This is a genomic window from Actinomadura sp. BRA 177 (genome assembly GCF_013372625.1).
Lineage (GTDB): Bacteria > Actinomycetota > Actinomycetes > Streptosporangiales > Streptosporangiaceae > Spirillospora.
In genome coordinates this window covers 1-10,021 of sequence record NZ_JABXFD010000116.1, presented here as the reverse complement: position 1 = coordinate 10,021, position 10,021 = coordinate 1, and the positions used below count along the sequence as shown (strand labels likewise).

Here is a 10,021-nt window from a genome sequence, read left to right as displayed (position 1 = left end):
TTTTTGTTTGGTGTACGGCGACAGCCGAGACCTACACCTTCCTCTGCGTCGGCAGCGTCAGAGGTGTAATAAGAGACAGGAGTGGGGCTGACTGGCGGGGGCTATGGGCGGAGGCTGACTGGTGCGGCTGACTGGCGGGATCGAGGGTCGGCGGGTCGTGGGGGATTGGCCGTGGGCAGTTGGATGGTGTCCACGCTTCAAAGTGCGGGGGGCCGTGTCGCTCTGTCGGCTGTGAGCGTTTTCGGGATGGCGCGGCTGGCGAGCGAAGCGCGGCCGCCTTCAAATTTTGCATCCTGTGACCATCCTTATCCTTCGCCCGCCGAAAAGGCGTGCGCATCACATCGCCATGAATTCGGAGCGCCTGGGCCTCTGGTGCGTCTTTCGCGGGAAGTCTGGCTGCTGGTCAGATTATGAGTGAATGTTGTCTGTGTTGGGTTAATTGTGGTGGGGGCGGCGCTGCGTACGGGGCCGCCCCTCCAAAGTCAAGGGCGCTTCGCGTCGCTTCGCGATGGCCTCCGGCCACCCTTGACTTTGGAGCCTCTGCGGCCCCTGAGTGCAGCTTTCGTCGGGCAGGCTCCGCCTGCCCTCTGCCCGACGCGCCGCCCCCACCTCTCCAAGAGGGTCTGTTCGAGTACGTCACCACGGCACGGTGCGGGGGGAGTTCTACCGCCCGGAGGCGCCGTGACGCGTTTCATTCCCGCGCGGTGGACGAGTTGTGCCGGGCGACAGGTATGCGCGGGTTTCGGGAACCGAAGGGTATTCGTTGAATTAGGGATCTCGGGGTGTGCCGCGGATTTCTGGGTATCCGCAAGGTGACAATATTGGGCCTGTTAATTTGTGGGTGCGGGGGATATGTCCGGTCGGGGTTTCGTATAATTGGGGTATGCGTTCGATGGTGATCGATCTGGACGGGGCGTCCACCGGGGAATTGGTGAGCGCTCTGTCGGAGATCGCCGTCGAACTCGCCGGCCGGTCGGCCCCGGAATCGGCGGCGGCGTGCATGGGGCTCACCGAAAGCCTTGCGGCCTCCATCGATCGGACGGAGTCGGTCATCGCCGGTCTCGTGTCCGTTGTCGACCGGGCCGGGGAAGTGCGGCGGTGGGGGTTGCCGTCGATCCAGGCTTGGCTGCGCTCCCGGCTCGGGATGCGCGACAGCCGTGCCAAAGAACGTGTCACTCTCGCCCGGCAGCGTCACCGCCTCACCGAGCTGACCGGCCGGTGGGCCGCGGGGGACCTGTCCTTCGGGTACGCCGCCACCATTGCGGGCGCGGTCGCCCGGCTGGACGACGCTGATTGCGCGGACGCCGAAGAAGTCTTGCTCGGGATGGTCGAGGAGGGTTTCTCGGCGGGGAAGGTCGCTTCGTTCGGCAGGCGGATCCGTGAGGTGATCGCCGAGCGCGACGGCACCGAACGCCCTGATGCCGATTCGCGGCGCGGGTACGAGCGGTCGTGGATCGATTCGACGCGTTCGCTGGACGGTGGCCGGTACGTCAAGGGCTGGCTGAACGCCGAGGACGCCGCGATCTGGGACGGGACACTCGGGCCACTGGCCAAACCGGCCGGTACCGACGACCGGCGTGACCTGTCGGAACGGACGGCGGCGGCCTTGAGCAGTGTCCTGTCGGGCGGGCACAAGGCCACCAAGGTCACCGTCATCTGCGACCTGGACACGCTGACCGGCGGCAACGCACCCGCGCGGCTGACTGACGGCACCCCGATCCCCGCCGTCCAGGCCCGCCGGATCGCCCTCAACGCCGGTGTCTCGGTCCTCCTGCTCGGAAAGGGAAGCCTTCCCCTCTATCTGGGTCGCACGGAACGGTTCGCCACTCCCGCGCAGCGCCGTGCCCTGGAAGCACTCAACCCCACCTGTGCCGTCCAAGGGTGCGAGGTCTCCGGGACGCTCTGTGAGGTCGACCATGTGAGCGGCTGGGCTCTCGGATCCCCTACCGACATCGACCAGCTCACCCTCACCTGCGGATGGCACAACAGATTCAAAGCCGCCCACCCGACCCGGCTCCACGTGACCCGGACCCCCGCCGACGGCCGCTACATCTACCGCCTTCACCCGCCTGGAGACGGGGCTGCCTCCGCACCAGGTCGTCCGCCACCCTGGTTGCAAGCCGCGTGACCGCCGCCCCGCGACGCACCCTCATGCCGAACGCGGTGCCGCCTTGCGAGAACCCCACTCCTGCCTCGGCTCGGCCACCTGCATGCGCAGCCGAATCGGCTTGGCGTCCCTGGAGCCACGGTTGCAATTCCCTGGCCACCTGCGTGTTCGGTCGGCCCGCCGAACGCGTCGACGTCACCGCGTCGGCCTCTAACTCCGCCTGATGCCTGGGCTCTGCCGGCTGGCTCCACGATCAAGTTTTCCGGGCGAAGTGGCGAACGTCATCGACTGAGGATCTTCTCCATGGCCTCGATCGGCAGGGACGGGTTGGTCGCGGCGGCTTGAGCGGTCTCATCATCAGCCAGCAACTCAAGGAGGCGCGGCGTGGGTAGCCGGGCGTCGGCCGCCGCCGTACGCCGTACCTCCAGGTCGGGGTCGTGGCTGAGTTTCCCGACCGTCTCGGACGTGGCGTCGGGGTCCATGGCCACCAACGCGCGTTCGCGTGCGACGGACGAGTCGGCGAAGCTGCGCAGACCTGCACGGGGAAAGTTCGGGTGCCTCAGCATCTTGGTCTCGGTGTAACCCTCGAACTCCAGGATCGTCCTGAGCAGCAGCTCACCGGGCGGGTCCGGATGGTTCTCGGCCAGGAACAGCCGGACCAGGAAGTCCTCGTCCCCGGCGAGTGCCTGCACCAGGTCGGCCGGCAGATGCGGACAGAACGCCGCGCTGCGCCGCAGTGCGGGATGCGCCGAGGCCGCACACCGCCGCATGACCGCCCCGTCCTCGCACTCATCGGTCACCCAGGTGAGCGGATGGAAACGGCGACCGGCGTCGTCTGTGTAGTCGATGGCCGCACGCTGCTCCTCGGTCAACTCGGGCCTCCGTGACACGGCAAGCCGCACCTCGGGATCCGCATCGACGGCCAGTTCCGCGACCAGATCGTCGGGAATGCTCGGGTTGGCCGCCGCCGTAGCCCGGACTCGGGCGTTGCCGTCGCGGGCGAGCCGCTCGGCCGCAGGACGTGCCAGAGTCGCCCGCTCCAGCACGTCAGGGGAGAGGCCGAATTCGGACTCGATGACCCGCGGAGGGCGGTGCTTCTCTTCAGCGGCCTGCCGCACCTCGGGATCGGCGTCGGACAACAGGGCGGCCTTGGCCTTGTCGCTCAGCCATGACCAGACGTCCGTGAGCCACAGGCGGACGGCCGGATCCGGATCGGTGGTCAGCAGATCCCGGACGTGCGTCGGCGTGTACGGCTGCAAGGCGACTTCTTCCCGGACCCTCCGTTCAGGGTCGGCGGCCAACAGTTCGTGCGCCTCCACGGTCAACGGCGTGCGCGGCTCACGAGTCGACACCTGCCACCGGTAGTGGCACTGCTCGACCAGGTTGCCTCTGACCCGGAGGTCGGAATCGGCGGCCAACCGAGACCTGATCTCAGGCCCGAGTGACATGTTCCAGGTCAGATCACGGCGTAGCCGCCAATCAGGGTGGTGGACGATCGCATCGACAAGCTTCTCCGGCATCGTCGCCCGTCCGCACAACGCATGCCAGATGTCCTTCGGCCCCTTCTCCAAGAGCCTCAGCAGGATCCGAGACGGAGCGGCGCGGTTGTACGCCAGGCCGATCAACCGAGGATCAGAGTCACCACAATTTCCGCACAAAAGCGCTCCCATCCGCCAGCGCGAAGAAGTCGAATTAATTGTTGCGGACGCGAGTCGGCTACACCTCGGTGCTGCTGGTGCACAACTCGGGTGGACGTCCTGTGGCCGACGGAGTTTCTGGTGGAAGGTTACCAAGATATGGGTGGTGGTAGATTTATCGATCGAGGTGACCTTCGTGAGTCACCTCGATATCTAACTTCCAGAGGAGTCTGGGTGGCATCTTACACAGGTGTTGATGGTGGCGACCCTCATGTCCGGGTGGTCCCCGTCCGAATCATCGAATACAATTCCGAGGCAGGTGTTTCCACGTGGTGGAACGATGATGCCTACCTGCGGGCCGAGGTCGAGTCATCGCCTGAGCCAACTGTAGTGATATCCGGAAACCCGGCAGGTTTGGTTTCTCTGGCTCGGCATCTTATCTGCCTTGCACAGAGCGGCGTTCCAGATGGAAGTCACTTTAACTTCGATACATACTGTGGAGCCTTGGCCGATGATTCTCGCGGATTTCGCCTTGAAGTCGAGAAATAGCGTCATTAGGGTCTTGTGCAGCCAGGGCTTCGGTGTTGATCCGCAACGACGAGCGCACCAGATGACGCCTACTCGGCGAAGAAGTTGAACTCTCCGTTGCGGACGCCGTTGAGGAAGGCTTCCCATTCGGGGCGGGTGTAGATGATGATCTCGGCGTCGGGGTGGTGGCTGTGGCGGACGGCGACGCGTTCCGTCCCGTCCGCGAGGGGTCCTGCCTCCACGCAGTTGCCGCCCGCATTGGGGCTGAAGCTGCTGATGTGCCAGGCGATGCACGACCGCTCCTCGTGTCCGAGGGCGTTGGGGGGTTCGGGTGTGTTCAAGACTCGTCCTCTGGATGTTAGGCGAAGAAGTTGAACTCTCCGTTGCGGACGCCGTTGAGGAAGGCTTCCCATTCGGGGCGGGTGTAGATGATGACTTCGGCGTTGGGGCGGTGGCTGTGGCGGACGGCGACGCGTTCCGTCCCGTCGGCGAGGGGTCCTGCCTCCACGCAGTTGCCGCCGCCGTTGGGGCTGAAGCTGCTGATGTGCCAGGCGATGCGCGACCGGTCTTCCTGCCCGAGGGGGTTCCCTGATTCGTGCGTGCTCACGATTCGTCCTCCGCGATTGCCGAGATCATCTCGACGGACTCTGCTGACCCGAGAGACAGTGCCTTGTGGCCATCGTAAGCGTGGATGAATCGGGATATGTCGGGTGCCTCGGTGTAGATGGCGCCCGCCAGCGTTTCGGTGTACGCCACCTCGGGAAAGGGCTCTGGCATTCGGAAGACCTCGAAGGCGCCGTAGACGCTCGCCAACGCCCCCGCCTGTAGTGGGAGTACTCGGATCTCTACGGTGGGCAAGGCGGCCAGTTCCACGAGATGGCAGAGCTGCTCCCGCATGACGTTCCGCGATCCGATTCGGCGGCGCAGCACCGATTCGTCAAGGACGGCGGAGAGGCGGGGCGGATCGTCGGTGTCCAGAATCTGCTGGCGGGTCATGCGAAGCTCGTGCCAACGCTGAACCTGCTCGGTGGTCGCGGCGGGTTCGTCCAGACGGATCGCTTGCTGAGCATATGCCGGACTCTGCAACAGGCCGGGCACCACCACCGATGCATACGATCGGATGTGGGACGCGCGTGACTCCAGCCATACGTAATCGATCAGGGATCCGGCCACGTCGTCCGCGTAGCCGTCCCACCAGCCCTTTTGCCAGACGTCCTTGCTGAGGTTGAGCAGTTTCTCGCGGAGTGCCGGGTCGGAGACGCCGTAGAGGTCCAGGAGTGCGAGCAAGTCGGGCCGGCGGATCGGATAGAAGCCCGTCTCGTAGCGGCTGAGCGTTGCGGTGTCGCGTTGCAGATACTCGGCGGCCTCCTTGAGAAGGATGCCCTTGCTGTCGCGGAGTTCGCGGAGTTGCTGACCCAGCCACTGCGAGCGCAGGGTCCCCGGCCTGGGCGTGCCTGCCATCTCTCGACCTTTCCTTGATCGACTTCCATCAATTACGTGAAGCAACTTGCTCCACGCTATATGCGAGTGTGACTATACCGACAGTGTCCGGATGGATGCAGTGAGTTCCGGAAGATGAAGGGGGCCGGGACGGAGCGATGCTTGGCGGCTGCTTCCGTCCCGGCCGAGTGCTCGGAAGGGAGTATCCGGATGGATGACGTCCACGAGTCCGAACAGCTGCCTGTCTACCACGCCGAGGTGGCGGAGTGGGCGGTGGAGCTTGGCGGGGGTGTGGCGCCCAGGCTGTTCGTCCTTGTGCGGGAGGAGCCCGGCGAGGGCGATGCGGTCGTGGATGAGGTCGTCGCGTACGGGATCGTTATGCCGGAGGGGTCGGCGGCTACCGTGCCGATCAGCGGGCGCGGGTTTGGGCGGTGGCTCACGCCGGAGAGTGCGTCGCGGCGGATGTGCTCGGAACTGGTCTGGCTGTCGCCCGCGTAGCGGTCTGTACGGCAAAAGGCCCCCGAAGCCTGGTTCGGGGGCCTTGCCGTGCGCGTCAGTAGGACGGTTGGCTGGGGTCTATCTGGTTTACCCAGGCCAGGACGCCGCCGCCTACGTGGACGGCGTCGGCGAAGCCGGCGTTCTTCACTACGGCGAGGGCCTCGGCGGAGCGGACGCCCGACTTGCAGTGCAGGACGATCTTCTTGTCCTGCGGCAGCCGTTCGAGGGCGGAGCCGTTCAGGAACTCGCCCTTCGGGATCAGCGTCGCGCCCGGGATCGAGACGATCTCGTACTCGTTGGGCTCGCGGACGTCCACGAGGAAGATGTCCTCGCTGTTGTCCTGCATGGCCTTGAGGTCGTGGACGGTGATCGTGGAGTCCTTCGCGGCCTCGGTGGCCTCCTCGGAGACCGCGCCGCAGAACGCCTCGTAGTCCTCCAGGAGTTCGGTCTGCGTCGGGTTCTTGCCGCAGAGCGGGCATTCCGGGTCCTTGCGGACCTTGACCGAGCGGTAGGTCATTTCGAGGGCGTCATAGATCATCAGCCGGCCGACGAGGGGCTCGCCGATGCCGGTGAGGAGCTTGATGCCCTCGTTCACCTGGATGGACCCGATGGAGGAGCACAGGACGCCCAGGACGCCGCCCTCGGCGCAGGACGGGACCATGCCGGGCGGCGGCGGCTCGGGGTAGAGGCAGCGGTAGCAGGGGCCGTGCTCGGCCCAGAAGACGGACGCCTGGCCGTCGAAGCGGTAGATCGAGCCCCACACGTACGGCTTGCCGAGCAGCACGGCCGCGTCGTTCACCATGTAACGGGTCGCGAAGTTGTCGGTGCCGTCCAGGATCAGGTCGTACTGGGAGAAGATGTCCATGATGTTGTCGCGGTCGAGCGCCATGTTGTGCACGACGACGTCGATCAGCGGGTTGATCTCACGGACGGTCTCGGCCGCCGACTCGACCTTCGGCTTGCCGAGGGACGACTGGCGGTGGATGATCTGCCGCTGCAGGTTGGACTCGTCCACGACGTCGAAGTCGATGACGCCGAGGGTGCCCACGCCGGCGGCGGCGAGGTAGAGGAGTGCGGGGGAGCCGAGCCCGCCGGCGCCCACGATCAGAACCTTGGAGTTCTTGAGGCGCTTCTGCCCGGACATGCCCACGTCGGGGATGATCAGGTGCCGCGAGTAGCGGTTGACCTCGTCGCGGGTGAGCTCCGCTGCGGGCTCGACCAGAGGTGGCAACGACACGGTGGGTGCTCCTGTGCTGACGCTCGGCTGTGAGTGAGGGCGGGACGTCACTGTCCTCATCCCGCACAACCTTGCCACGTCCCGGCGCATTCCCCGCAGCCGGGCGCGTCCGGAACGCCCATGTCGCCGGGCATCGCGGAATGAACGCGCAGGAACCGGGCATCGGTTGGACGCGAGGCTGGTCGACCGGACCAGTCGCGGTAAGAAGAGGTGAACGGAGCCATGGGGTTCCTCGACAAGCTGAAGAACAAGGCGCAGAAGGCCAAGGGCCGGAGCAAGGAGGAGGCCGGCCGGCAGAGCGGCGACCCCTATCTGGAGGCCGAGGGCGGCAAGGACCGTGCGGCCGGGGGCGCCAAGCAGGTCGGTGAGCAGGCCAAGGACGCCGCCAAGGAGACCCGCCGGACGTTCGAGTCCTGACCGCCGGGGCCCGCAGGAGGGCGGCCTTACCCGGTTGGCAGGGCGGAATGTCGTGAAGCACAGTTAATCTTGACTGTTGTGGCATTCCCGCCCCCCTCCCAGCAGCCGCCCCCATCGCGGGTTCCCTACCCGCCGGGGCCTCCGTACGCGGGTCCGCCGCGGCCGATGGGCCCGCCGCCCCCGCCGCCGCGGAACCCGCTGACGGTGCTGGGGCTGACCGGACGCCAGTGGATGGTCGTCGCGCTCGTCGTCGGCTGCTGCTACCTGGTCACCACCGGGATCGCCATGACCGGCGCCTGGACGACCTACAACCGCGAACCCACGAACGCCGAGCTCCAGGTCGCCGCGAACAAGGAGGTCGCGCGGCGCTGGCAGGCGTGGCCCGCGAGCCGCATCTTTCCCGAGCGCATCCCGTACCGTCCCGTCGGCGACCACACCGAGTACGCGTCCCGGACGGGCATCGTCCCCGAGACCCGCTGCGACCAGGCCGTCGACGAGGAGATCGCGCTGACGCTCGGCAAGCACGGCTGCCGGGCCGTCCTGCGAGCCACCTACGTCGACCAGCTGCAGGGCGTCGTCGTCACCATCGGCGTGGTCGCGTTCCCCGACCCGTGGAAGGCCGACCGCGCGTACAAGGAACTGCCCGGCTCGCAGGGCCCGGACAAGGGGAAGGGGTCGGTGAAGCCCGCGCTGCTCGCCGCCGCGTTCCCCGGCACGGCGTCCGCCAAGTTCACCGACGAGGCCCGGCAGGACCGGACGAGCGACCGCGGCGGACCGTACGTTGTGCTGACGACGTCGGGGCAGGCCGACGGACGTCCCGCGTCCGAGATCAAGAAGGCGCGGCCGGGCGAGCCGTTCGCCGTGGCGCCGCAGATCGGCCACGCGGTCGCACGGTCGCTGTCCGCCAAGGCGCTGCCCGACTGCGACGACCCGGAGTGGCAGTGCTGACCCGGGGGCGGGTCGCCGCCGGGCTGCTGGCCGGGGCGCTGGCCGGGAGCTGGCTGATGCCCGTCCCGGCGCACGCCGACGAGGTCCGCGACCTGCAGCGGCCGATCCTGAAGCTGCTCGGCATGGACGCCGCGTGGAAGGTCACGAAGGGCAAGGGGGTGACCGTCGCGGTCGTCGACTCCGGCGTCGACCCGAACCAGGCGGACCTGCGCGGCAAGGTCACCACCGGGCCCAACATGATCTCCGCGATCGACCGCGGCAAGCCCGCGCGGCTGCACGGCACCGGGATGGCGACGCTGATCGCCGGGCACGGCCACGGCGCCGGCGGCCGCTCCGGGATCATCGGGATGGCCCCGCAGGCGGACATCCTCGCGATCCGCGCCATCAGCGAGCCGGAGGACGCCGGCTACGCCCGCTACCAGCGGTCGGAGGCGGCCCGGAACTCGGTCGCGCGCGGCATCCGCTACGCCGCCGACCACGGCGCCGACGTCATCAACCTCTCGCTCGGCCGCATCGAGGAGGCGCCGGACGAGCGGGCGGCCGTCGGCTACGCCATCGGCAAGGGCGTCGTGGTGGTGTCGGCGGTCGGCAACGACGGCGACAAGGACCGCCGGCTGGACGAGGACGGGTTCGCGCCGTACTCCTACCCGGCGTCCTATCCCGGCGTCATTGCGGTCGCGGCCACCGAACCGGGGCACGCCCGCGCGTCGTTCTCCAACCGCAACTACTCGGTGCTGCTGTCCGCGCCGGGCGCTGGCCTGCCCATCGGCGGCCCCGGCGGCCGGTACTTCGTCAGCGACGGCACCAGTGACGCGAGCGCGCTCGTGTCCGGGATCGCCGCGCTGATCCGCGCCAAGCACCCGAAGATGGCGCCGGCGCTGGTGTCGCAGGCGCTGGTGCAGAGCACCCGGCACGGGCCGAAGGACGGCTACGACCCGGAGGTCGGGTTCGGCGAGGTGCATGCGGCCCGCGCGCTGTCGGCGGCGGACTCGATCGCGTCGGAGCCCACGGGACCGGGCAAGGGCAAGGTCGCCCGCGAGCGGTTCGGCGCCGAGGAGCCGGGGCCGGTAGAGGTCATCGATCACCCGGCCTGGGTCACCTGGCTGGTCGTCGCGATCCTGGTACTCGGCGTCGCCGGCACGCTCGGCGGCGGCGCGATCTCGCTCACGTTCTGGCGCCGCCACCCGAGGCCCGCGGACGGCCCACCCC

At 67.7% G+C, this 10,021-nt stretch carries 10 protein-coding genes; 5 read left to right on the top strand and 5 right to left on the bottom strand.

Features of this window, described 5'->3' with window-relative positions; translation table 11 throughout:
- Positions 1-883: 883 nt before the first annotated feature.
- The gene (locus HUX53_RS03265; protein WP_176401684.1) at positions 884-2,128 is read left to right on the top strand and encodes an HNH endonuclease signature motif containing protein; all 1,245 of its coding nucleotides are present in this window, start codon (positions 884-886) and stop codon (positions 2,126-2,128) included.
- A 260-nt stretch (positions 2,129-2,388) separates the two neighbouring features.
- On the opposite strand, the gene HUX53_RS03260 is transcribed toward HUX53_RS03265, so the two are convergent.
- From HUX53_RS03260 to HUX53_RS03245, 4 genes are all read right to left on the bottom strand, one after another.
- Positions 2,389-3,627, bottom strand: a complete 1,239-nt coding sequence (locus HUX53_RS03260) for an LRV domain-containing protein (RefSeq protein ID WP_176401683.1) — start codon at positions 3,625-3,627, stop codon at positions 2,389-2,391.
- Between the two features lie 734 nt (positions 3,628-4,361).
- Positions 4,362-4,613 carry a DUF397 domain-containing protein gene (locus HUX53_RS03255; protein WP_255204870.1) on the bottom strand — a complete coding sequence of 84 codons (252 nt, stop codon included), beginning with the start codon at positions 4,611-4,613 and terminating at the stop codon, positions 4,362-4,364.
- A 17-nt stretch (positions 4,614-4,630) separates the two neighbouring features.
- Positions 4,631-4,879 carry a DUF397 domain-containing protein gene (locus tag HUX53_RS03250; protein ID WP_176401681.1) on the bottom strand — a complete coding sequence of 83 codons (249 nt, stop codon included), beginning with the start codon at positions 4,877-4,879 and terminating at the stop codon, positions 4,631-4,633.
- Entirely contained in the window at positions 4,876-5,733 is an 858-nt protein-coding gene (locus HUX53_RS03245; protein ID WP_176401680.1) for a helix-turn-helix transcriptional regulator, read from the bottom strand. The genes HUX53_RS03250 and HUX53_RS03245 overlap by 4 nt, the downstream gene beginning before the upstream one ends.
- 189 nt (positions 5,734-5,922) lie before the next feature.
- Here HUX53_RS03245 and HUX53_RS03240 point away from each other — a divergent pair, with 189 nt between their 5' ends.
- Positions 5,923-6,210, top strand: a complete 288-nt coding sequence (locus HUX53_RS03240; protein WP_176401679.1) for a hypothetical protein — start codon at positions 5,923-5,925, stop codon at positions 6,208-6,210.
- Positions 6,211-6,265: 55 nt separating this feature from the next.
- On the opposite strand, the gene moeZ is transcribed toward HUX53_RS03240, so the two are convergent.
- Complete coding sequence (gene moeZ, locus HUX53_RS03235; protein ID WP_176401678.1) at positions 6,266-7,447, bottom strand: adenylyltransferase/sulfurtransferase MoeZ; 1,182 nt, start codon at positions 7,445-7,447, stop codon at positions 6,266-6,268.
- 210 nt (positions 7,448-7,657) lie between these two features.
- Here moeZ and HUX53_RS03230 point away from each other — a divergent pair, with 210 nt between their 5' ends.
- From HUX53_RS03230 to HUX53_RS03220, 3 genes are all read left to right on the top strand, one after another.
- Complete coding sequence (locus HUX53_RS03230) at positions 7,658-7,864, top strand: CsbD family protein (protein ID WP_309237022.1); 207 nt, start codon at positions 7,658-7,660, stop codon at positions 7,862-7,864.
- 165 nt (positions 7,865-8,029) lie between these two features.
- Complete coding sequence (locus HUX53_RS03225) at positions 8,030-8,812, top strand: hypothetical protein (protein ID WP_176401677.1); 783 nt, start codon at positions 8,030-8,032, stop codon at positions 8,810-8,812.
- On the top strand, positions 8,806-10,021 hold a 1,216-nt coding region (locus HUX53_RS03220; protein WP_309237021.1), incomplete at its 3' end, for a S8 family serine peptidase. The genes HUX53_RS03225 and HUX53_RS03220, both read left to right, overlap by 7 nt.